Annotated in this window: 24 protein-coding genes; 4 read left to right on the forward strand and 20 right to left on the reverse strand. The window is 68.8% G+C overall.

The features are described 5' to 3' along the window. Positions 1-49: 49 nt before the first annotated feature. From C8258_RS16370 to C8258_RS16380, 3 genes are read right to left on the reverse strand one after another with little or no spacing between them, the layout of a single operon-like run. The gene (locus C8258_RS16370; RefSeq protein WP_106955907.1) at positions 50-730 is read right to left on the reverse strand and encodes a TetR family transcriptional regulator; all 681 of its coding nucleotides are present in this window, start codon (positions 728-730) and stop codon (positions 50-52) included. Between the two features lie 49 nt (positions 731-779). Next, positions 780-1316, reverse strand: coding sequence for a 5-(carboxyamino)imidazole ribonucleotide mutase (purE, locus tag C8258_RS16375; protein ID WP_106955908.1), 537 nt, complete (start codon positions 1314-1316; stop codon positions 780-782). Next, positions 1309-2511 carry a 5-(carboxyamino)imidazole ribonucleotide synthase gene (locus tag C8258_RS16380; RefSeq protein WP_106955984.1) on the reverse strand — a complete coding sequence of 401 codons (1203 nt, stop codon included), beginning with the start codon at positions 2509-2511 and terminating at the stop codon, positions 1309-1311. Before C8258_RS16380 ends, purE begins: the two co-directional genes overlap by 8 nt. Before the next feature lie 151 nt (positions 2512-2662). Between C8258_RS16380 and C8258_RS16385 the strand changes: the two genes are divergently transcribed. Then, positions 2663-3208 carry a GtrA family protein gene (locus C8258_RS16385; protein ID WP_039776751.1) on the forward strand — a complete coding sequence of 182 codons (546 nt, stop codon included), beginning with the start codon at positions 2663-2665 and terminating at the stop codon, positions 3206-3208. Positions 3209-3217: 9 nt separating this feature from the next. Here the strand turns inward: C8258_RS16385 and C8258_RS16390 are convergent, their stop codons facing one another. The 7 genes from C8258_RS16390 to C8258_RS16415 all read right to left on the reverse strand — a co-directional run bounded on the left by C8258_RS16390 (position 3218) and on the right by C8258_RS16415 (position 7923). Next, the gene (locus C8258_RS16390) at positions 3218-4528 is read right to left on the reverse strand and encodes a HAMP domain-containing sensor histidine kinase (RefSeq protein ID WP_036498426.1); all 1311 of its coding nucleotides are present in this window, start codon (positions 4526-4528) and stop codon (positions 3218-3220) included. A gap of 6 nt (positions 4529-4534) precedes the next feature. Then, a complete protein-coding gene (locus C8258_RS16395; protein WP_030513615.1) occupies positions 4535-5212 on the reverse strand; it encodes a response regulator transcription factor in 678 nt (225 codons plus the stop codon). 60 nt (positions 5213-5272) lie between these two features. Beyond that, the gene (locus C8258_RS16400; protein WP_036498425.1) at positions 5273-5821 is read right to left on the reverse strand and encodes a PH domain-containing protein; all 549 of its coding nucleotides are present in this window, start codon (positions 5819-5821) and stop codon (positions 5273-5275) included. Positions 5822-5850: 29 nt separating this feature from the next. Beyond that, positions 5851-6648 (reverse strand): biotin--[acetyl-CoA-carboxylase] ligase, encoded by a 798-nt coding sequence (locus tag C8258_RS16405; protein WP_232329269.1) that lies wholly within the window; start codon positions 6646-6648, stop codon positions 5851-5853. 122 nt (positions 6649-6770) lie between these two features. Continuing rightward, complete coding sequence (locus tag C8258_RS32295; protein ID WP_146161249.1) at positions 6771-7001, reverse strand: hypothetical protein; 231 nt, start codon at positions 6999-7001, stop codon at positions 6771-6773. Between the two features lie 131 nt (positions 7002-7132). Continuing rightward, positions 7133-7471: a hypothetical protein gene (locus C8258_RS16410; RefSeq protein ID WP_106955910.1), complete on the reverse strand. Its 339-nt coding sequence runs from the start codon at positions 7469-7471 to the stop codon at positions 7133-7135. Continuing rightward, complete coding sequence (locus C8258_RS16415) at positions 7471-7923, reverse strand: DUF1707 domain-containing protein (protein ID WP_106955911.1); 453 nt, start codon at positions 7921-7923, stop codon at positions 7471-7473. Before C8258_RS16415 ends, C8258_RS16410 begins: the two co-directional genes overlap by 1 nt. A gap of 279 nt (positions 7924-8202) precedes the next feature. On the opposite strand from C8258_RS16415, the gene C8258_RS16420 reads away from it, so the two are divergent. Continuing rightward, positions 8203-9834 carry a serine/threonine-protein kinase gene (locus tag C8258_RS16420; RefSeq protein WP_106955912.1) on the forward strand — a complete coding sequence of 544 codons (1632 nt, stop codon included), beginning with the start codon at positions 8203-8205 and terminating at the stop codon, positions 9832-9834. A gap of 110 nt (positions 9835-9944) precedes the next feature. Here the strand turns inward: C8258_RS16420 and C8258_RS16425 are convergent, their stop codons facing one another. Together C8258_RS16425 and C8258_RS16430 are read right to left on the reverse strand one after the other, a co-directional pair. Then, positions 9945-11747: an acetyl/propionyl/methylcrotonyl-CoA carboxylase subunit alpha gene (locus C8258_RS16425; protein WP_106955913.1), complete on the reverse strand. Its 1803-nt coding sequence runs from the start codon at positions 11745-11747 to the stop codon at positions 9945-9947. Between the two features lie 121 nt (positions 11748-11868). After that, complete coding sequence (locus C8258_RS16430) at positions 11869-12798, reverse strand: sulfurtransferase (RefSeq protein WP_106955914.1); 930 nt, start codon at positions 12796-12798, stop codon at positions 11869-11871. A gap of 157 nt (positions 12799-12955) precedes the next feature. On the opposite strand from C8258_RS16430, the gene C8258_RS16435 reads away from it, so the two are divergent. Continuing rightward, entirely contained in the window at positions 12956-13747 is a 792-nt protein-coding gene (locus tag C8258_RS16435; protein WP_106955915.1) for a metalloregulator ArsR/SmtB family transcription factor, read from the forward strand. Here the strand turns inward: C8258_RS16435 and C8258_RS16440 are convergent. From C8258_RS16440 to C8258_RS16460, 5 genes are all read right to left on the reverse strand, one after another. Beyond that, positions 13655-14380, reverse strand: coding sequence for a nucleoside triphosphate pyrophosphatase (locus C8258_RS16440; RefSeq protein ID WP_106955916.1), 726 nt, complete (start codon positions 14378-14380; stop codon positions 13655-13657). The genes C8258_RS16435 and C8258_RS16440 overlap by 93 nt on opposite strands. 1 nt (position 14381) lies before the next feature. Next, on the reverse strand, positions 14382-14714 hold the full coding sequence (locus tag C8258_RS16445; protein ID WP_106955917.1) for an acyl-CoA carboxylase subunit epsilon: 333 nt from the start codon (positions 14712-14714) through the stop codon (positions 14382-14384). A 206-nt stretch (positions 14715-14920) separates the two neighbouring features. Further along, complete coding sequence (locus C8258_RS16450) at positions 14921-16561, reverse strand: acyl-CoA carboxylase subunit beta (RefSeq protein ID WP_106955918.1); 1641 nt, start codon at positions 16559-16561, stop codon at positions 14921-14923. A gap of 145 nt (positions 16562-16706) precedes the next feature. Further along, a complete protein-coding gene (gene lat / locus C8258_RS16455) occupies positions 16707-18071 on the reverse strand; it encodes an L-lysine 6-transaminase (RefSeq protein ID WP_106955985.1) in 1365 nt (454 codons plus the stop codon). A gap of 64 nt (positions 18072-18135) precedes the next feature. Then, positions 18136-18588 (reverse strand): Lrp/AsnC family transcriptional regulator, encoded by a 453-nt coding sequence (locus C8258_RS16460; protein WP_036498415.1) that lies wholly within the window; start codon positions 18586-18588, stop codon positions 18136-18138. A 97-nt stretch (positions 18589-18685) separates the two neighbouring features. On the opposite strand from C8258_RS16460, the gene C8258_RS16465 reads away from it, so the two are divergent. Further along, a complete protein-coding gene (locus C8258_RS16465) occupies positions 18686-20215 on the forward strand; it encodes an aldehyde dehydrogenase family protein (RefSeq protein WP_106955919.1) in 1530 nt (509 codons plus the stop codon). 4 nt (positions 20216-20219) lie between these two features. On the opposite strand, the gene C8258_RS16470 is transcribed toward C8258_RS16465, so the two are convergent. The 3 genes from C8258_RS16470 to C8258_RS16480 form a co-directional block, all read right to left on the reverse strand. Further along, positions 20220-21071 carry an SDR family oxidoreductase gene (locus C8258_RS16470; RefSeq protein ID WP_106955920.1) on the reverse strand — a complete coding sequence of 284 codons (852 nt, stop codon included), beginning with the start codon at positions 21069-21071 and terminating at the stop codon, positions 20220-20222. Further along, complete coding sequence (locus tag C8258_RS16475) at positions 21068-22015, reverse strand: patatin-like phospholipase family protein (RefSeq protein WP_106955921.1); 948 nt, start codon at positions 22013-22015, stop codon at positions 21068-21070. Before C8258_RS16475 ends, C8258_RS16470 begins: the two co-directional genes overlap by 4 nt. A gap of 81 nt (positions 22016-22096) precedes the next feature. Continuing rightward, a complete protein-coding gene (locus C8258_RS16480; protein WP_106955986.1) occupies positions 22097-22561 on the reverse strand; it encodes a VOC family protein in 465 nt (154 codons plus the stop codon). Positions 22562-22683 lie beyond the last annotated feature (122 nt).

Raw genomic sequence — 22683 nt, forward strand, 5'->3', positions numbered from 1 at the left:
GTAATCCAGCCTGGCACTCAGTGCCACCCGGCGGATTCGCCGGCCCGGCTCACAGATTATCGAGGCGGTCGGCCAGCAGGTCGGCGACCTGCCGGGCGTGCATCGCGCGCGGGAAGACCGCCACCACCAGCTCGGCCGGATCCGGCGCCGGACCGGGAGGCGCGATCGCCCGCACCGCCGCGCGCAGATCGGCCGCGCTCGCCTCGGATCGGCCGCGCACCATACGGCGCAGCAGATAGTTGTGGGTGGCGGTGACGGCCGCGCTGAACTGGATCAGCGCCAGATCGGGCACCTCGGGAAGCCGATCGCGCAGATAGTCGGTGAACAGCCGTTCGTACCGGAAGACGGTCACGATCTCGCGATCACGCAATGCCGGCGCCTGCCGGACGACCCGATAGCGGCGCGCGGCCAGTTCCCTGGTCTCGGTGAACCGCTCGAAGATCCCGACCACCGCCTCCCGCACGGCATCCCACGGATCCCCCTGCGCCGCAGTCAGATACGCCTTCGCCCGGGCGAGCTGCTCCTCGTGGTCGGCGAAGACCACATCCTCCTTCGACCGGAACTGCCGGAAGAACGTCCGCCGCGAAATCCCCGCCGCCTCCGCGATCTCGTCCACCGTGGTCGCCTCGTACCCCTGCTCCGCGAACAGCCGCAACGCGTGATCGACCACGGCCAGCCGGAACTCCGCGGCGTCGGCGGCACGAACGGGGGTCGAATTGTCGCTGGGCACCCCACAACGGTAGCCGTGCCGTACCGGGAGGCCCCGGGCGCGCCGACGACTAGCCCAGCAGGCGGGTGCGCAGGGCTTCGTCCTTGTCGAGGACGAGTTTCTCCAGGTCGGCCTGGAACTGTTCCATGCGGGTGCGCAGCTGGGGGTCGCCAGCGGCGAGGATGCGGACGGCCAGCAGGCCCGCGTTGCGGGCGCCGCCGATGGAGACCGTGGCGACGGGGACGCCGGCCGGCATCTGCACGATCGACAGCAGGGAGTCCATGCCGTCGAGGTACTTCAGCGGGACCGGAACACCGATCACCGGCAGCGGCGTGGCCGAGGCGACCATACCGGGCAGGTGGGCGGCGCCGCCCGCACCGGCGATGATCACCTTGACGCCGCGACCGGCGGCCTCGCGGGCGTAGTCGAGCATGCGCTGCGGCGTGCGATGCGCCGAGACCACACCGACCTCGAAGCGAATCCCGAACTCCGCCAACGCTTCCGCGGCCGCTTCCATCGTGGGCCAGTCGGAGTCGCTGCCCATGATCAGGCCGACCGCCGGAGCGGAGCCCGCGGAGCGACCATCGAACCCGATTGCGTTACTCATGGGGATCCCATCCATCGGTCCACACCGCGTGCGACATCCAGTGCGCCGCTCGTTCGGCCTTCTCCCGCACCTCGGTCACGTCGTCACCGAGGATGTTCACATGCCCGATCTTGCGCTTCGGGCGCTCGCCCTTGCCGTAGAGATGCACCTTCGCCTCCGGCATCCGGGCGAACAAGTGATGGAGCCGCTCGTCCATCGACATCGCCGGCGCCTCGGCCCCGCCGAGGATATTCGCCATCACCGTCACCGGCGCCAGCGGCGTGGTGGCGCCCAGCGGATAGTCCAGCACCGCGCGCAGATGCTGTTCGAACTGTCCGGTGACGGCGCCGTCCATTCCCCAGTGCCCGGAATTGTGCGGGCGCATGGCCAGCTCGTTGACCAGCAGGTCACCGGCGTGGGTCTCGAACAGCTCGACGGCCATCGCACCGGTGACGCCGAGTTCGGCGGCCAGCCGCAGGGCCAGCGATTCGGCCTCGGTCGCGGCCTCGTCGGAGAGCTCCGGCGCGGGCGCGATCACCACGGCGCACTGCCCCTCACGCTGCACGGTCTCCACCACGGGCCAGGCCGCGGCCTGCCCGAACGGCGAGCGCGCCACCATCGCGGAGAGTTCACGCTTCAGATCCACCCGCTGCTCGGCGAGCAATGTCACACCGTGCCCGAGCTGGTCGGTGACGATACGTTCGGCCTCGGCGGCGTCGTCGATCATCCACACGCCGCGCCCGTCGTAGCCGCCCCGCACCGCCTTCAGCACGAACGGACCGTGCTCGGCGAGAAATCCGGTGGCGTCCGCGACGGCCTCGACCGCCGTGAACGCCGGAACCGGCACGCCCATCCCGGCCAGCTTGCGCCGCATCGCGAGCTTGTCCTGGGCGTAGACCAGCGCGGCCGGCGGCGGCTGCACGTTCACACCCTCGGCCACCAGCGCCAGCAGATGCTCGGTCGGCACATGTTCGTGGTCGAAGGTCACCGCGTGCGTACCGACGGCAACCTTGCGCAGCGCCGCGAGATCGGTGTGCGATCCGAGCACCACCTCGGGGCTGACCTGAGCCGCCGGATCGTCGGGTCGATCGACCAGGACCCGCAGGCACTGTCCCAGCGCCACGGCAGCCTGATGCGTCATCCGCGCCAGCTGCCCGCCGCCGATCATCGCGACGGTCGGCATTCCGCCACCTTCGAAACTGCGTGAAACCGGCATCGGTTCACCTTCGGCAACCTCTTGCACCCCGGTGGAAGGGTCCATCGATGGCCCACTACGCTCGCTCACAGCCCACCATGTTGTCATGCGCCCACACGCGGGAGTGAGTGCGGGTTGATTGCCCATCGTGGGACGGACGTAGACTCACCGGGTGCCATTTGTCGACGATGTGGTCAACATCCTGCCGAAAACGCTACGGGACCTCGCTATTCGTCATCACGAGCTGATCAAGTTCGCGATTGTCGGAGCGACCACTTTCGTCATCGACAGCGGTATCTTCTACATCCTCAAATTGACGGTTCTCGAGTCGAAACCGATCACGGCCAAGATCATTTCCGGGGTTATCGCGGTCATCGCGTCCTACATCCTGAACCGGGAATGGTCGTTCAAGGGTCGCGGCGGTCGTGAGAAACACCACGAAGCCCTGCTGTTCTTCATGGTCAGCGCCATCGGAGTGCTGCTGTCGAATCTCCCGCTGTGGGTTTCGCGGTATTTCTTCCACCTGCACGTCCCCGATGTCAGCTTGACCGTGGAGAACATCGCCGACTTCGTCAGCGCCTTCATCATCGGCAACATCCTGCAGATGGTGTTCCGATTCTGGGCGATGAAGCGCTGGGTGTTCCCCGACGAAATCGATGCGCTGGTCGAGGAATTCGAAGAGCTGTACGAGGAAGAGAAACCGCTCGGCTTCAGCTGAACCCGTCGTTCAGCGGGGCTCCCCGATGACGCCGTTACCCGACCGCCCCGCGGTCGGCTTACCGAGAAATACCGCGAACAGCGCCGGACGCCGTCGCTGGAGTTCCAAGCGGCCACCGTCGGCTTCGATCAGCGCGCGCGCCAGCGCCAGCCCCACTCCGGTCGATCCGGCGCCGGAGAAGCCGCGGTCGAAGATGTGCGGCGCCAGTTCGTCGCTGACCCCCTCGCCCTCGTCAGCCACCTCCACCGCCACCAGCGGTTCCCGGTCGGGGCCGCCGTAGACCGTGCGCACCGACACCGAGCAGTCACCTCCGCCGTGCACCAGCGCGTTGTCGACCAGCACGGCCACCGCCTCACGCAACCGCGATCCGGTCACCGGGGCGCGCAGGCCCGGATCGCCGGAGAGCACGAGCTTGCGCCCGGCCTCGGCGAAGGGATGCCGCCATTCGGCGACCACACCGCGCAATTCGGCGACCACCGGAACCGGTTCGTGATCGGCGGCGTCCTGGTCACGGGAATCGCGGACCAATTCGTCGATCGCCTCGGTGAGCCGGTCGACCTGCGCCATCGCCTCCTCCGATTCCTGGACGACCGCCGGATCCGGATGCGCCGACAATTCGTCCAAGCGCAGCCGCACCGCGGTCAGGCGACTGCGCAACTGATGGGAGACATCGGCGACCAAGGCGTGCTCGCGCTGCAGCCGGCCCGCGATCTCCACCGTCGCCGAATCGAGCACATCCGAGACGCGGTCGAGTTCGGTGATCCCGTGCCGGCGCGGGTCGGGCCGGAAATCGCCCTTCGCCAGCCGCGCGGCGCGCGCGGCCACATCGCGCAGCGGATCGGCGACCCGTCGCGCGGTCACCACCGCCACCGCGGCGCCCGCCGCCAGGGAGGCCAGGGCCACCAGCGCCACCGCGCCCACCGCTTGCCGCTGCATCGAATGCATGGGGGCGGCCGGCACCTCCAGTCGCAACGAGCCCGACGTGCCCATCGACAGCGATTCCACCACCGGGTTCTCGACCTCCGGCGCACCCGCGTCCACGCGCAGCGCGGCATCCTCGGGCGTCGGATAGATGATGGTCAGCCGTCCGCCGGAGGGGATCAGCGGCCGCACCGAGCGCAGGTCGAGCACGCCGTGGACCAATCCGTCGTCACGCTCCTGGCCGACGATCTCCACCGACATGCGATCCAGCCGGGCCCGCAGGTCGCTGCGGGTGATATCGGCCACCCACTGCCACGCCGTGAACGCCAACGGGATACCCAGCACCACGGTGGTGAGGGTCAGGGCCGCCAGCATGGACAGCAGAATTCGGCGCCGCATCGGCGATCAATCGGTGTTGAAGCGGAAACCGACACCACGCACGGTGACGATGCGCCGCTCCGCGACGGGGCCCTCGTCGCCGATCTTGCGGCGCAGCCAGGACATGTGCATATCGAGGGTCTTGGAGCCGCGCAGATCGGCATCGCCCCACACCTCGCGCAGAATCGTCTCGCGTGGCACGACCTGCCCGGCCCGGTCGATGAGCACCTTGAGCAGTTCGTACTCCTTGTTGGCCAGATTCACCTCGTGGCCGTTGACCAGTACCCGGCGCGCCGCGGGTTCGAGCCGCACACCGCCGATCTCCACCGCCTCGTCGCCGATGCCGCTGCGCCGCAACAGGGCTCGCACGCGGGCCAGCAGTTCGGCGAGGCGGAACGGTTTTCCGACATAGTCGTCGGCGCCGGCGTCGAGACCCACCACGAAATCGACCTCGTCGGTGCGGGCGGTCAACATCAGCACCGCGAGATCGGCGCCCCGGGCGCGTACCTGGCGGCACACCTCCAGGCCGTCCATACCGGGTAGCCCGAGGTCGAGGATGAGCAGATCGTGTTCACCCTCCAGCGCCCGGCGCAGCACGGCGGGGCCGAAACTCTCGACGGTTACCGAATAGCCTTCGCGCCCCAGGGCTCGCGAGAGCGGAGCGGCGATGGCCTCATCGTCCTCGGCCAGCAGTACGGCGGTCACAGCACAAGATTACTGGCGAAGCGGGCCGATCGGGCGTGCGCCACCGAACCGCGGCGGCCGCTACCGACGGCGGCCGTAACGGGGGTCCTGATACTGGTCGTGGCCCGGATCGCCGTGCGGGTTGTCGAAGACCTGGTGGTACAGCAGCGAATGCACCTTCTGCACGTTCGGAATGTCGTCGTATTCCAACGGATCCCCCGAGGCGGCGTCGATGATCAGCGTGCCCGTGCCCAGCAACCGGTCCGACAACCCATGGCGGAACTGCACACTGGAGATGCGGTTCATCGGGATATCGATGCCGGTGTGGGTGAGTACGCCCTCGCGTACCAGTACCCGCCGGTCGGTGATGATGAAATGCGTTGACTTCCAACGGATCACCTGCGACAGGCAACGCCACACGACCAGCAGCGCCCACACGACGACGATCGCGATGAGAACGATGTTGCGCGTGGTGCCCTCGGTGTTGCGCCAGGCCAGCCCGCTCAGGAATCCGGCCAGCGCCGTGGCGAGGATGAAGGTGAGCGCCGGCAAGAACAACATCTTCCAATGCGGATGACGGTGCAGTAGCAGCTGCTCGTCCGGCGCGAGCAGCTCCTCCGGATAACTCATATTCGAACCCTACCCCCTGATTCGTCGCGCTATGCCGGGCGAAGATGAGTGACGTCGCCCGCCGATACCGAACGGCCACCGATGATCAGGCGGCCGTAGCCGTCGATATCGGTGGCCACGCCGGTGAGGACCTCGCCGCCCGGCAATTCCGCCCGCACATCCGCGCCGAGGGTGGCGCAGCGGGCACGATAGGCGTCGGCCAGCGCGCCGACATTCCAGTTCTCCGTCCGCCATTCGGTGAAGTGGCGGGCGAAGGCGCGCAGCAGGGCGAGGACCAACGCGTTGCGGTCGGCGTTCTCGGCGCCGGCCAGGGTCAGCGAAATGGCATGCGGCACAGGCAGTTCGTCCTCGGTGAGGCTCACATTGAGCCCGACGCCGACGACGACCGCCGGAGCACCCGCACCGGAGGCGACCTCGGCCAGGATGCCGGCCACCTTGCGGCCGCCGATCAGAACATCGTTGGGCCACTTGAGGTTCGCGTCCAGGCCGGTGGTCTCGCGGACCGCGTCCACGACGGCGACACCGGTCAGCAGCGGCAGCCAGCCGAGGACGGCCGGTTCGATGCCGCCGAGGCGCACCAGAATCGACATCGCGATCTGCGCGCGCGGCGGACTCACCCACGAACGTTCGTGACGGCCGCGGCCGCTGTCCTGATATTCGGCGACCAGCACCCGTCGATCCGAGGACGGATCGCCGGCCGCACCGATCAGATCCGCATTGGTCGAACCGGTCGACTCCACCACATCGATACGGGAGAAGAACGACAGGTCGGGCTGTTCGGCGACGGCATGTCGCAGGATATCGGCGTCCAACGGTGGCCTCTGCACGCCTCGCAGGCTACTCCAGCGGGCTGCGGCCGCCGCTGTGCCGCTCCGCAACGAACTCCGGCCCGGCGAGTGCGACCGGGACGCGGGCACCTTATCGGCGGCACCCGCGTCGCGGTCTTCTCTCATCGGGCCAGGTCGTACTCCGGCAGATGGATCGAGCGCACCATCTCGCCCGCGTCTCCGAATGCCAGGACGGCGTCGGAGGCCGGCTCGCCGACCTCTTCCGGAGCCGGCTCCCCCGGCCGCTCGGCCCAGACCTCCGGATCCACGACGGTCGGCGCCGGTTCTCCGGCCGACCGGGTCCACGCTGTCGCGGTAGCCCGTTGCGCGACCGATCTACTCCACTCCCACATCGCGCACCTCCCCAGTGCTTGATTTCGGAGTCCTCACGGTACGGGTACGGGCACCCGGCAATCCACCGAATTAATCGGCCGCCCCGGCGACGCGCCGCGAAAAACGCTGCGGTACAGCGTGTTCGGTAAAATCACAAAGGTTGCAGGCCCAGCGCTCCGGCGACGAAGCGGCTCACCGCGGTCAGACCGGACTGCAGCGCGGAATCGTAGCCCGCACGCGACCAGCCCGAAATCTCCGCGGTGCCATCGGCTCGAGGCGTCACCACGATCTCGGCGACCAGTTCCGCGGTGGTGGGTTCGCACACCGCCCACGAATATCCGGTCTGCTCGGCCCATTCGCGGGCACGGCGTTCGACATAGCCGGGATCGGTGATGCCGCCGTCGGCCAGTGCCGGGCGGTCGTCGATACGGTCGTCGGCACGCAGCGCGCGCAGATACCAACTGCCGGCATTGATCTCGATCGGTTCCATCAGAACCTCCGGCGACGGTCGCGCCGACGGCGGCGGTCGAGCACGCGATGATCGTCACCGCCGAGGAGCCGGCGATCGTGGCCGCGCTGCTGCAGGCCGCCGGTAATGATGCCGACGGCGGGGATGAGCAGGAACCAGAGCCAGGTGTGGGTGGTGAAGAACAGCACCAGCGCGAGGATCACCACCAGGCCCATCATCGGACCGGCGAATTCGCGGCGCCCGCCCGGCTGGGCGGCGGCCGGTTCCGGCGGCTCCGGCGGCTCCGGTACGGCGGCCGGGAGGTCGCCGAACACCGGTGCCAGATCGCCCCGCGTCACCGCCGCGGCGATCAGGCCGCTGCGTTCGTCGAACTCGGCGACCGACAACCGACCGGCGGCGAAGTGCTCCGACAGGCGCTGCATCGCCTGCTCGCGCTCCGCGGTACCGATGCGGACGTCGGGAGAATCAGCCATGGCACGAGATTACCGCGCTGCGCGCCGGTGAGCGGGCCCGATCCACCCGCGGTACCGCCGACCGCGTATCCGCACTATCGTCGGTCTCATGTTCCGCCAGCGCGGCATCGGCACCGCTGCCGCCCCGCTCGTCGCAGCGTCGTCGGGTCGAGCCCCACAGCCGAGTTCCGAGACGCGACCGCAGATCGGCGACGCGGGGCTCCGGACGCGGAGGAGCCCGGCGGGCAGCGGTGTCCCCGGCGGCTTTCGGCCGAACAACGCGCACATCGGGCGGATGCGATGACCGCGCGGGAATTCGGGCGGTACCGGCTCGATCGACTGCTCGGCCGGGGGTCGGCCGGGGAGGTGTGGCTGGCGTACGACCCGGCGGATGCGCGGACCGTCGCGCTGAAGATCTTGTCCGGGAGTGCGGCCGAGGACGCGGATTACCGGCGGCGGTTCGAGCGGGAGGCCCGGATCGGGGCGCATCTGGACAATCCGCACATCGCGCCGATCCATCGGTTCGGCGAATACGCCGGACGGCTGTATCTGGACATGGCCTACATCCCGGGCGTGGACCTGGCGCGGCTGGTGCGGTCGAGTGCGATGGAGCCGGCGGAGGCGGTCGAGCTGACCTCCCAGATCGCCGAGGCACTCGATGCCGCGCACACGGCCGGGCTGGTGCATCGAGATGTGAAGCCCGCCAACATCATCGTGCACACCAGCGGATTCGCCTACCTCATCGATTTCGGCATCGCCCGGGCGGCCGGGCAGACCACCATCACCGCAACCGGTTTCACGGTCGGCACGCTCGCCTATATGGCGCCGGAACGCTTCACCGGGCACGGCGACTCCCGCTCGGACGTGTACTCGCTGGCGTGCGTGCTGTACGAATGTCTCACCGCGCGAAGGCCGTTCGGCGATACCGACGCCGTACAGCAGTTGCACGCCCACCTGCACGAAGCCCCGCCGCGCCCCTCCGCCGCCGATGCGCACATCCCCGCCGCCCTCGACGCGGTGGTCGCGCGAGGTATGGCCAAGCGTGCCGACGACCGGTACCGCACCGCGGGCGAGTTGGCGGCCGCGGCCCGGGCCGCCGCCGGGATGACGATCTCCGATCGCACACCGCCGTTGCTGCAATCCGAACAGGGATCCACGACGCGGCTGGGGTCGGCGTCCGCGACCAGGTACATCAGCCCTGCATCAGCGGCGACCGGACCGCCCGGCCCCACCTTCGCGGCGACTCGGCAGGACGCCGCGCCGGCTCCGAGGGGTTACTCCGGCCCCGCACCCGTAACGAGAAGAGTCGGCTCCGAACCCGCTGACACGGCGGCCGACCGGCCGCCTGCCCCGGTGCGGGCTACTCGTGTCCTGCCGGACGCGAGCGCACCCGTCGGTCCGCCGGCGTCACCGGCAGATCGCGCGGTGTCAGCCCGGCCGAATCCGTCGGCCGTTGGCAACCCCCGGCCCACCCTGGTCGGTAGTACGTCTTTTCCGGTGAAATCTGTTCCGGCACAGCATGTTCCGGCCACGCCGCCACGACGCCCGACTCTCGCCGTCGCCGCCGCCCTGATCGGCGCCGCCATCGTCGCCCTCGCGGTAGTCGCCGGATGCACGGCCCTGCTCAGCAGTGGGTCCCGCACTCCGTCCGACCAGCAGTCGACCACCCGGACCGAGGTGAACACTCCCGCGCCGACCACCGCGGCGCCGGCCACCCCGGAACCCGAATACACCACGACGGTCATCCCACCGCGCTGGACGCTCCCCTTCCCGACGAACATTCTGCCGCCGCCGCTCCAATTTCCCCATCCCGCAGCGCATTCCGAGGAGCACCACCCCGCACCGGCGAAGAAGGGCAGTCCCGGTGCTCCGCGTACCGACCGGGTCTCCTGCGCCGAGGACACCACCGCCTGCGAGGGCGCGACACGATAACCCCGTCCCGCGATCGGCCGCCGACCGGCACAGGGCTGCCGCACATCACCCCCGAAATGTCGAAGGCCCCGCTCCGATTCGGAGCGGGGCCTTCGACGAAACCGTTGGTACTACTTGATTTCGGCGAGCACGGTGCCCTGGGTGATGGCGGCGCCGGCCTCGACGGCCAGTCCGGTAACCACGCCCGACTTGTGCGCGTTGACCGGGTTCTCCATCTTCATGGCCTCGAGCACGGCGATCAGGTCGCCCGCCTCGACCGACTGGCCCTCTTCGACGGCCACCTTCACGACGGTGCCCTGCATCGGCGCGGTCACGGCGTCGCCGGAGGCGGCCGAGGCGCCCGCGCCGCCACGCTTGCGCGGCTTGGGCTTCTTGCGGATCACGCCCGCGCCGTTGTTACCGGCGGCGGCCACACCCGCGCCCACGCTGAACTGGCCCGGCAGCGACACCTCGAGGCGACGGCCGCCGACCTCGACGACCACCGTCTGCCGCGCACCCTCGTCCTCGTCCTCGATGGGCTGGGCACCGGTGTAGGGCTCGATGGTGTTTTCCCACTCGTTCTCGATCCACTTGGTGTAGACGTCGAACTTGGTGCCGTCACCGACGAAAGCCGGGTTGGTCACGATGTGGCGGTCGAACGGCAGCACCGTCGCCAGGCCCTCGATCTCGTATTCGGCCAGCGCACGCGCGGCCCGCTCCAGCGCCTGGGTGCGGTTCTCGCCGGTGACGATCAGCTTGGCCAGCATGGAGTCGAACTGGCCGCCGATCACGCTGCCGGCGACCACGCCGGAATCGACGCGCACGCCGGGGCCCGACGGCTCCTTGTAGACGGTGACCGGGCCGGGTGCGGGCAGGAACCCACGCCCGGCGTCCTCACCGTTGATGCGGAATTCGATCGAGTGACCGCGCGGGGTCGGGTCCTCGGTGATGGTCAGTTCCTCGCCGTTGGCGATGCGGAACTGCCAGCGCACCAGGTCCAGACCCGAGGTCTCCTCGGTGACCGGGTGCTCGACCTGCAGGCGGGTGTTGACCTCGAGGAAGGAGACGGTCTCGCCCTGCACCAGGTACTCCACGGTGCCGGCGCCGTAGTAACCGGCCTCCTTGCAGATCCGCTTGGCGGACTCGTGGATCTTGCCCCGGACCTCGTCGGACAGGAACGGCGCGGGCGCCTCCTCGACCAGCTTCTGGAACCGGCGCTGCAGCGAGCAGTCGCGCGTGCCGGCGACGATCACGTTGCCGTGCTTGTCCGCCAGCACCTGCGCCTCGACGTGGCGGGCCTTGTCCAGGTACTGCTCGACGAAGCATTCGCCGCGGCCGAAGGCGGCGGTCGCCTCACGGGTGGCGGAGTCGAACAGCTCCGGAATCTCCTCGATGGTGTGGGCGACCTTCATGCCGCGGCCACCACCACCGAAGGCGGCCTTGATGGCCACCGGGACGCCGTACTGCTTCGCGAACTCGACGACCTCGTTCGCGTCCTTCACCGGATCCTTGGTGCCCGCGGCCATCGGGGCCTGCGCGCGCTCGGCGATGTGTCGCGCGGTGACCTTGTCACCCAGATCGCGAATCGACTGCGGCGACGGGCCGATCCAGATCAGCCCGGCGTCCAGGACGGCCTGGGCGAAGTCCGCGTTCTCGGACAGGAAGCCGTAACCGGGGTGGATCGCGTCGGCGCCGGATTTGCGCGCCGCGTCGAGAATCTTGTCGAAGACCAGGTACGACTCGGCCGAGGTCTGCCCTCCGAGCGCGAATGCCTCATCGGCCAATTTGACGAACGGCGCGTCCGCGTCCGGTTCCGCGTACACGGCGACACTGGCGATACCGGCATCCTTGGCGGCCCGGATCACACGCACCGCGATCTCGCCCCGATTGGCGATCAGGACCTTCGTGATCTGCGCGCTGGCATGGCTGGGCACTGAGCCTCCTGTGCTGTGGACAACTTACGTCTCGGGTGAGTGTAGGCAGTGTGCCAACAGACGCCGAACACGGCTAGGGCTACCGAACAGTAGCCCGGACCCCCGTGACGTGAACAACACCTTAGACCGACTGTGCCGCCGCCGACACGGCGGCCGGAGCCGAACCCGGTTCACTTCCCTTGACGATCGGCGTGCGCACGGCGTTGCTCCACTCGGTCCAGGAGCCGTCGTAGTTGCGCACATTCGCCACTCCCAGCAGCGAGGTCAGCACGAACCAGGTGTGTGCCGAATGTTCGCCGATGCGGCAATAGACGATGGTGTCCTCGGCGCCGAGCAGCGGCGCGTAGGTCTGTTCGAGTTCCGCACGGCTGCGGAATCGGCCGTCGCCGCCCACGGCCGCGGTCCACGGGATGTTGATCGCGGTCGGAATGTGCCCGGCGCGCAACGACTGTTCCTCCGGGCGGTCGAGGATGCGGTCGTCGTCGCCGGTGTACTCACCCACCGCGCGCACGTCGACCAGTCCGATGCCCGATCCGCCGCGAGTCAGGTAGCCGCGCACGTCCTCGAGGAAGGCACGGCCGCCCCGGTCGTCGCGCTCGACGACCGGATACTCCCCCAGCCCGACGTCGGGCACCTCGAAGGTGGTGTCGCGGGCCTCGGAGATCCACGCCTCCCGGCCGCCGTCGAGCAGCCGCACATCGGGATGCCCGAACAGGCCGAACACCCAGGCGGTGGCGGCGGCGGTGCCGTTGGCCTTGTCTCCGTAGACGACGACCGTATCGTCGCGGGCGATGCCCTTGGCGCGCATGAGTTGGGCGAAACGGGCGCCGTCGATCACGTCGCGGGTGAGCGGATCGGTAAGCTCGGCCCGCCAATCGATCTTGACCGCCCCTGGCACATGGCCGATGTCATAGAGCAGGATGTCCTCGTTGGACTCGACGATCGCGAGGCCACGCGTACCGATGTTTGCCGACAGCCACTCGGTGGTTACCAATCGTTGTGGATATGCATGAGAGCCGAAGGATGGATGAGAGTCCGGAGCGACGGGCACGGTGGAAGATCCTTCACACGTGGTAGGCGATGGTCGGCTGGGCAGTACCGATCGTAGGTGCGAAAATGCGCGCCGGTGGTTTCACATCACGAATCGGATGAAGCGCGATTAAGTCGCAGCGTCGTCCGATAAAGTCACATGGGAGGAGGGGTGAGCTATGTCCGATTCTTGGCCACGACGGCGCCTGCTTGCGATCCTACGCGGCGCCAGCGAGCCTCTCGATGCCCAGGAACTGGCGCGCATCACCGGACAGCACGTCACCACCGTCCGTTTTCATCTCGACGTTCTCACCCGGGAATCGCTGGTCCGTCAATTCCAGCAGCCGCCCCGGGGCCGCGGCCGCCCGCGCATCGGATACACCGCGGTACAGCGATCGGTCGGTTATCAGGATCTGGCGCAGGTGCTCGCCGATCAGCTCGGCAGTGATCCCCGCCGGCGTTCCGAATTGGCCGTGACGGCCGGACGGGCGTGGGGCGCCAAGGTCGAACAGCTCGAGCAGCCCATCGCCTCGCTCGACGACGCCCGCGACGTCGCGGTGACGGTGAGCTCGGAGCTGGGTTTCGCCCCGGAGCGCGATCCCGCCTCCGAAACCGGCGACCAGCTCAATATCCGCCTGACCGCGTGCCCGCTGCGCGAATTGGCGCGCACCCATTCCGAGGTGGTCTGCGGTGTGCATCAGGGCCTGATGCGCGAGGTACTGGATCGCAACGGCGGGCGCGACGCGGTGAACGTCCGGCTGCACCCGTTCGTGGGCCCGGAACTGTGCGTGATCCACCTGGAGGCACTGGCGAGCACGCTGCCGGATCCGGCCCACATCCCCGATCAGACGGGGGCGGCGCCGCGACTGCCGACGCCGTCAGCCAATCGCGTCGGCCCGCAGCTGCGCACCGATCCACAACTGCGCAATACCGACGCCCACGTCGCCCAGGAGGCGACGCAGCAGCGGTAGGCCGATCCCGATGACGCTGGACGGGTCACCGTCGATGCGATCGACGAACCAGCCGCCCATTCCGTCGAGGGTGAACGCACCGGCCACCCGCAGTGGCTCGCCGGTGGCGATGTAGGCATCCAGCTCGACCGGCCCGGGTTCGGCGAAATGCACGGTGGTGGTGCTGCAGTCCTGGGCGTCGGCGACGATCGCCCCGTCCCGCAGGCGCAGCACGCAGTGGCCGGTCAGCAGATCGGCGCTGCGCCCGGCCATTTCGGCCCAGCGGGCGCGCGCGACGTCGGGAGTATGGGGCTTGCCCTGCAGGACGCCGCCGACCAGCAGCATCGAGTCGCAGCCGACGACCACACAGTCGTCCACCAGGCGCGGAGCCCGCGCGGAGACGATGCCGTAGGAATCCGGAGCGGCCGGGCCGTGTCCGGACGCCGCGGCGTCGGCGATCAGGCCGGCGGCCACGGTGTGGGCCTTGGCCGCGGCGAGGGCGGTGACCACCCCGGCGGGCGCCGTGTCCGGCGGCAGGGCCGCGGCGACCGCGTCCTCGTCGACCTCGGATATTCGCACCACCGGATCCAGCCCGGCCGCGCGCAGCACTTGCAGCCGCGCGGGCGAGGCGGAACCGAGAACGAATCCCGTCACGTCAGCCGCGGAGGTGCGACAGGTAGGGGAAGGCGTACGGGGAGAACGGCGAGGTACCGCGGTGCATCATGGTGGGCCGGCCCCAGTTGTCCACCGGGCCCTGGTCCTGCGGCGCGCCGGCATTCGCGCTCGCGGCAGCGAACACGGTGACCAGTGCGGCGAGGTCCTCGTCGGTGGGCGAACCCTTCAGGACGCGGATGACCGGTCCGTGACCGGCCTCGACCTCGACGGCAGCGGTGACGGATACGAGCTTCGTGTCGTCGTCACCGAATTCGTCGACCGCCAAATCCACTTCGGCAGCGCGCAATATCTCTTCGTCAGCCACAGCCGTCACAGCGCCAACTCCTCCTGTTCTGTGCCGGCCCCGAAGGGTCCGGCGTTCACGGTGCGGGACGAGCCCACGCCGCGAAGGGTATTCGTGCGGCCCTCATCGAATGAGGGCCTTTTCCTACCATCTTCGCCCGGATGCGGCGATCCTGCGCGGTGCGAACACATCACTCATCCGGAAAGTGTGCCTCCGCTACCGCACATATCGTCGGATCAGAGCGGAATGTTGCCGTGCTTCTTCGGCGGAAGAGTAACCATCTTCCGTTCGAGCAAGCGCAGTGCGGAGACGATCTGGCCGCGGGTGTGCGAGGGCGGGATCACCGCGTCGACGTAGCCGCGTTCGGCCGCCACGTACGGGTTGACCAACGTGTCCTCGTACTCGTTCTGCAGCTCGAGGCGCAGCGCGTCGACATCGGCGCCCTCCGCGGCGGCCTGCTGCAGCTTCTTGCGGTAGACGAAGCCGACCGCGCCCGAGGCGCCCATGACGGCGATCTGGGCGGTGGGCCACGCCAGGTTCACATCGGCGCCCATGTGCTTGGAACCCATCACGTCGTACGCGCCGCCGTAGGCCTTGCGAGTGATGACCGTGATTTTGCCCACAGTGGCCTCACCGTAGGCGTAGAGCAGCTTCGCACCGCGGCGGATGATGCCGTTGTACTCCTGGCCCGTGCCCGGCAGGAAGCCCGGAACGTCGACCAGCGTGATGATCGGAATGTTGAACGCGTCGCAGGTGCGCACGAACCGCGCGGCCTTCTCCGAGGCGTCGATGTCGAGGCAGCCGGCGAACTGGGTGGGCTGGTTGGCCACGAAACCCACACTGCGGCCGTCGATGCGGGCGAAGCCGACGATGACGTTCATCGCGCGCTCGGCCTGTACCTCGAAGAACTCATCGTCGTCGACCAGGCGCCGGATGACCTCGTGCATGTCGTACGGCTGGTTCGGCGAATCCGGGATCAGGGTGTCGAGCTCGATGTCCTCCTCGGTCAGCGAATCCTCGATCGCGCCGGCGATCGGGTCGGTGGCCGGGAAGCGCGGGGCCTCGGCGCGGTTGTTGCTGGGCAGGTAGCTCAGCAGGTCCTTGACCCAGTCCAGCGCGTCCTGCTCGCCGGAGGCGACGTAGTGCGCGGTACCGGACTTCACCATGTGGGTGTGGGCGCCGCCCAGCTCCTCCATGGTGACCTCTTCACCGGTGACGGTCTTGATCACGTCCGGACCGGTGATGAACATCTGGCTGGACTGGTCGACCATCACGACGAAGTCGGTCAGCGCCGGGGAGTACACGTGCCCACCGGCCGCGGCGCCCATGATCAGCGAGATCTGCGGGATCACACCGGAGGCCTGGATGTTGCGGTGGAAGATCTCGCCGTAGAGACCGAGCGAGACCACGCCCTCCTGGATGCGAGCGCCGGCGCCGTCGTTGATGCCGATCAGCGGGCGGCCCGTCTTGACCGCGAGGTCCATGACCTTGACGATCTTCTCGCCGTAGACCTCACCGAGGCTGCCACCGAAGACCGTCGAGTCCTGGCTGAAGATGCAGACGTCGCGGCCGTCGATGGTGCCGTAGCCGGTCACCACGCCGTCGCCGAGCGGACGGTTGTTCTCCAGGCCGAAGTTGACGCTGCGGTGCCGGGCCAGCGCGTCCATCTCCACGAACGAACCCTCGTCCAGCAGGGCCAGGATGCGCTCGCGCGCGGTCAGCTTGCCCTTGGCGTGGACCTTCTCGACCGCGCCCTCACCCATCGGGTGCTGGGCCTCTTCCAGCCGATTGCGCAGATCAGCCAGCTTCCCTGCGGTGGTGTGGATATCGGGGGCGCCCGCCGAACCCGGCGAAGGCTGACTCTGGACACTCGTCATGCCCCGGAGTGTAACCAGTGGCGCAGTCCGGCGGAATTCCAGTGGGGGCTACCGACCAGTACCCTTATTGACTACCTGCCAGCAGAAAACCGCTGGTGAAGTGCCACAACGACGGCCCGGACGAGCTTCCGCGAGCCGGGAATCGTCACCGATCGGCCATGCCCGTGAGGACGCGATCCAGGGCATCCACCGCCCGCTCGAGCTCATCGGCGGCGACCGTCAGCGGCGGCCGGAACCGGAGGCCGCGCTCGCCGGTTCCGAGGAACAGTACCCGTTCGCGCTGCCGCAGATCGGCGAGGACGGCGTCGCGCAGTTCGGCGGACTCCAGCGTCACCGCGCACATCAGGCCGCGGCCACGCGGATCGGTCAGCCGCTCGTGCCGGTCGGCGAGCGCGCGCAGCCGGTCGAGCAACAGGGCGCCCAGTTCCTTCGCGCGGGCGGCCAGGTCTTCGGCCTCGACCACCTCGAGGATGCGCCGCGCCCGCACCATATCGGCGAGGTTGCCGCCCCAGGTGGAATTGATCCGCGAACTCACCGCGAACACGTTGTCGGGCACCTCGTCGACGCGCCCGCCGGCCATGATTCCGCAGACCTGTGTCTTCTTACCGAACGCGACCACATCGGGTCGCAGGCCGAACTGCTGGTAGGCCCAGATCGAGCCGGTCATCGCGACGCCGGTCTGCACCTCGTCGACGAGGAACAGCGCGTCGTGCTCGTGGCACAGCTCCTGCATGTGCCGGAGAAATTCCGGTCGCATATGCCGGTCGCCGCCCTCGCCCTGTATCGGCTCGGCGATGAAACACGCTATGTCATGCGGATTTTCGGCGAACGCGGCCCGGGCCTGCGCCAGCGCACGCTGCTCGGCGGCCTCGATGTCGACACCGGGACACAGGTAGGGGGTCTCGATGCGCGGCCAGTCGAAGGCGGGGAATCGTTCGGTCTTGATCGGGTCGGTATTGGTCAGCGACAGGGTGTAGCCGGAGCGGCCGTGGAAGGCGCCGGTCAGATGCAGCACCTTCGTGCCGAGGTCGGCCGGGCGGCCGTGCATCGCGTTGTGGCGGCTCTTCCAGTCGAAGGCGACCTTGAGCGCGTTCTCGACCGCCATCGCGCCGCCGTCGATGAAGAACAGGTGCGGCAGTGCCGGATCGCCGAGGACGCGCGCGAAGGTGTCGACGAAGCGCGCCATCGCGACCGTATAGACATCGGAGTTACTGGGCTTGTTCAGTGCGGCCGTGGTGAGTTCGGCGCGAAAGCGGGCATTCGCCGCCAGCGCCGGATGGTTCATCCCCAGCGCCGAAGACGCGAAGAAGCCGAACATATCCAGATAGACGGTGCCGTCGCGGGCGTCGACCAGGTTGCGTCCCCGCGATCTGCGCAGGTCCAGCACCAGATCGAAACCGTCAGCGAGCATATGGGCGGACAAGATGTCGTGTACGCGCGAGGCGGTGACCGACGCCGGGTTCGTGACCTCCGCGTCGGCCGTTCCGGGGCGCTCCAGTTCGAGGGTCACACCCACAGGATACGAAAATATTTACGGTTTCACTACGAACAATCGGATAAATTACGATCCAGTCTCACCTGTCATAGAATGTCTGCAGAATGATGGTGCTTCGGGTGCGGACATTGGCGGTGGCGCGGATCTCCTGCAGCAACTGTTCGAGATGCCGGGGCGAGGCCACCCGGACGAGCAGCATGTAGCTCTCCTCCCCCGCCACCGAATGACATTCCTCGATGCCGGGGATGTGCTGCAGCAGGGCCGGAGCATCGTCGGGCTGTGACGGATCGAGAGGAGTGATCGCGACGTATGCCGACAGCAGTTGTCCCAGCGCCTCCGGATCGACCTTCGCGGAATATCCGCGGATCACGCCGCGCGCCTCGAGCCGGCGCACCCGCGACTGCACCGCGGATACCGACAGACTGGCCTTCTCGGCGAGATTGGACAGCGTGGCCCGGCCGTCGGCCATCAATTCGCGGATCAGGAGCCGATCGATATCGTCGAGAACAGGTTTCGCAGGTGCATCCGCCATCAGCGAAGGCTAACCCAGCGGGCGGTGGCCGGGGCCGGAAACGATCTCCCACCGGTGCGAAGTCACCCACGAATCGATGTCGGAAACGGAGCCGCACATGACATCCGCACCCGTTCTGCCCACCACCGACGAACTCCGCGACCGAGCCGCGCGCCTGCTGCTCGAACTCGGCGTCGACCCGGTCGACTCGGGCGACCTGCCCGCCCGCACACCGATCACCGGCGGTGAGCTGATGCGTGTCCCGGCCACCTCCGCATTCGAGGTGACAAGCGCGATCGACAAGGCGCACAGCGCTTTTCAGACATGGCGTACCGTCCCCGCGCCGCAACGCGCCGCCGTGGTGCGGCGCCTGGGACGACTACTGACCGACAATCTGGACGCGCTGGCCCAACTCGTCACCCTGGAGGCGGGCAAGATCGGCGCCGAGGCCCGCGGTGAGGTCCAGGAGATGATCGACGTCTGCGAATTCGCCGTCGGTCTGTCCCGCCAGCTCTACGGCCGCACCATGGCCTCCGAGCGGCCCGGGCATCGGCTCATGGAGACGTGGCATCCGCTCGGTGTGGTCGGGGTGATCTCGGCGTTCAACTTCCCGGTCGCGGTCTGGTCGTGGAATACCGCGATCGCGCTGGTCTGCGGCGACACCGTGGTGTGGAAGCCCTCGCAGACGACGCCGTTGACCGCGCTGGCCTGCGATGCGCTGCTGCGGCGCGCGGCCCTCGACGTCGGCGCCGACCCGCAGATCCATCAGCTGATCCAGGGTGGCGCCGAGGTCGGCACCCAGCTCGTCGACGACGAGCGGGTGGCCCTGGTCAGCGCCACCGGATCGGTGCGGATGGGGCAGGCGGTGGCACCCCGGGTGGCGGCCCGCTTCGGCCGGTGCCTGCTCGAGCTGGGCGGTAACAACGCCGCGATCGTCACCCCGTCCGCGGATCTCGACCTCACCACGCGGGCAGTGGTTTTCGCCGCGGCGGGAACGGCCGGACAGCGGTGCACGACATTGCGCCGGGTCATCGCCCACGCGGACGTGGTCGGACCACTGCTGGATCGGATGAGCACGGCGTATCGCCAACTGCCCGTGGGCAATCCGTTCGACGACTCGGTAATGGTCGGACCGCTGATCGATGGCCGAGCCCACACCGCGATGCGGGCGGCGATCGACCGTGCGGTCGCCGACGGCGGTGAAGTGATCTGCGGCGGTGAGCGGGTCGAGGTCGGCGGCGGCGACTCCTACTATGTGCGCCCGGCCCTCATCCGGATGCCCGCCCAGACCGCGATCGTGCGCGAGGAGACCTTCGCGCCGATTCTCTACGTGCTCACCTATGACGATCTCGACTCCGCGATCGCCCTGCACAACGGTGTACCGCAAGGGCTGTCGTCGGCCATCTTCACCGGGGACCAGCGTGAGGCGGAACGGTTTCTCGCCGCCGACGGCTCCGATTGCGGCATCGCCAATGTGAACATCGGCACCTCGGGGGCGGAGATCGGCGGTGCGTTCGGCGGTGAGAAACAGACCGGCGGCGGGCGCGAATCGGGGTCCGACTCCTGGAAGGCGTATATGCGCCGCGCCACCAATACGGTCAACTACTCCACCGAACTGCCGCTGGCACAAGGCATTCGGTTCGGCTGAACGTCTAGCGCTCCGGTTCGCGGCCGATGGCGCGGACCTGCTCCTCGTAGACGGCCCGCACCCCCGCATCGCCCGGGTGCAGCGCCCGGTCGCCGTCGAAGAGGCCGCGCACCCTGCGCACGACCGATTCAGGCGCGGCCGCCAGCGCGATGTCGACGGGGTCGAGGTACTGCGGCACCGCCACCTCGGCTCGGCGGGTGCGGCAGGTCTTGACGATCGCGGTGGCGACGTCGACCGGGTCGACCGTGGGCAGCCCGCGTCCCAGGGTCAGCCCCGAGGACAGCCGGGTGCGCACCGCGGCGGGCAGCACACAACTCACGCTGACCCCGGATTCGGCGAATTCCAGCCGGGTCGCGGCCGACAGCCCGACGGCGGCGAATTTGCTCGCGTTGTACACCGCCAGACCGGGCAGCGGAATCTTGCCGGCCAGCGAGGCGACGTTGACGATATGACCGCGGCCGCGATCGATCATCGCCGGCGCGACGGCTCGCATGCCGTGGATGAGTCCCCAGACGTTCACATCGATCGTGGTGTGCCCCACCGCATCCGGTTCGCTGAGGAACGGGCCCGCGGGCATCACTCCGGCGTTGTTCACCAGGATGTCGATCCGGCCCAGGTCGGCGACGACCTCGTCCCACCGCTCCCGGTCGCGCACGTCGAGTTCGACGGCGCGGGCACCGAGGCCGGCCGCCGCGTCGGTGGCGGCCGCGAGGTCCACATCGGCGAGGACGACCTCGGATCCCTTGTGCGCGAACATTTCCGCGGTGGCCCGGCCGATACCGCGTCCGGCGCCGGTGACCAGGACCCGGGCCGCGGCGAGGTCGATCGTCGGATAGCCGTTACCGAACAGGTTCATGCGAATTCACTCCGTTCCATGGCGCGGCGGGTGCTGCGCAGACTGTGTTCGAAGGTCTCGCCGCGGCGGCGGCCGTCCATGAAATTCGGGCCCATGACCGCGAGGTCGGCGGCGGTCACCGCCAGTCGCAGCACGCGGGTTCCGGTCGCGCGCACGGCGGCGATCTCGGAGTCCAGTTGCGCGCTCATCGGCCTGCGGAGCTGACGCTCGAGCCAGTGCCCGGGCCCGCCCGCGGGCACCGACCGCACCGAGGCCATCGGGGTCAGCACAACCAGTTCGTCCAGGTGCAGCGGCAGCAGCAGATCCACCGAAGCGGTGGAGGCGGCACCGCCGTCGACGAACCGCCGGCCAGCGATCGGCACCGGCGGGAACCAGCCCGGAACCGCCCACGACGCCCGCAGCGCCTGGCCGACCGTTGCGGCCGGCGCCTCCGGTGCGCCGAAGGCGACCCGCTCGCCGGAGTCGTAGTCCATCGCGACCAGCCATGCGGCCGGATGGGCGAACCAGTCCCGATCGTGGTTCAGGTCGGTGGCCAGGCGCTGCAACCAGCTCGCATCGCCGCCGCCGACCGGCAGCAGCCGACTGCTCGCGCTCAGCAGCGCTTGCCGGGAACGATTGCCGTGCAACGCCATTCGCGGTGCACCGAGGCGCGGTCGGGGCAGCGGCGGGAAGCGGCCCGGTTCGTCGGCCATGTGCCGGGCCAGGATCGGATCGGCGACGGTGCCGCGCTGCATCGCCACCAGATCGTCGACGGAGATCCCCGAAGCCAGCATCGTCACCATCTCCGCACCGGCGGAGGTGCCGATCAGCGCGTCGGCCTCGCGCGGGTCCCACTCCAGCACGTCTCGCACCGCCGCCAGCGCCGCCACGATCCAGGCCGCCCCCACCGTGCCGCCGCATCCGATCGCCAGGCCACGCCGCTGTAACCCGTTACTGTTACACATAGTCTCAAACACTAGCGGGCAGGCGGTGCGAGGTGAGGCACGGTTCGGCGGATCGCAACCGTTCGGCAATGAACGCGCCCGCTACCGCCAGGGCATGTACTGCAAACTCCATGTGTTGCCGTCGGGATCGGCGAAATGGGCGTACAGCACACCCCCGCCGACATCTTCGACCGCACCTACGGCGACGCCGCGCGCGACGAGATCCGCGCGAGCAGCCTCGATATCGGCCACCACCAGATGCAGCCCATGCAGGGAACCGACCGCGCCGGCGGTGGTGGGGACGCCTTCGGAGAGCAGGATCGAACAGGCCGAACCGGGCGGGGTCAGCTGCGCGATGCGCACACCCGGTGCGGGAGCCACGTCGACATCGAGATGAAATCCGACCCGATCGCGATAGAACTCGATCCCCCGATCGATATCGCGCACCGGGACCGGCACCAATTCCAGCAGCAGCGTGCCGGGCGGGACCGGCGGATTGTCCGGGTCGTTCGTGACCTGGGCGGGGTCGGCCGGGATCTCGGTCACAGTGTCGGGGCGCTCGCTCATGGTCGGTCCCATCGTCGGTATCCACCGCGTTCGCGGCCAGCCTATCGGGACGAGCCGTGGACCGGCGCCGATCCGGCCACCCCCGTCCGGCGAGGTGCGGCCCGGGAAATACCCCCGCACAC

The organism is Nocardia sp. MDA0666, from assembly GCF_003023875.1.
GTDB lineage: Bacteria > Actinomycetota > Actinomycetes > Mycobacteriales > Mycobacteriaceae > Nocardia > Nocardia aobensis.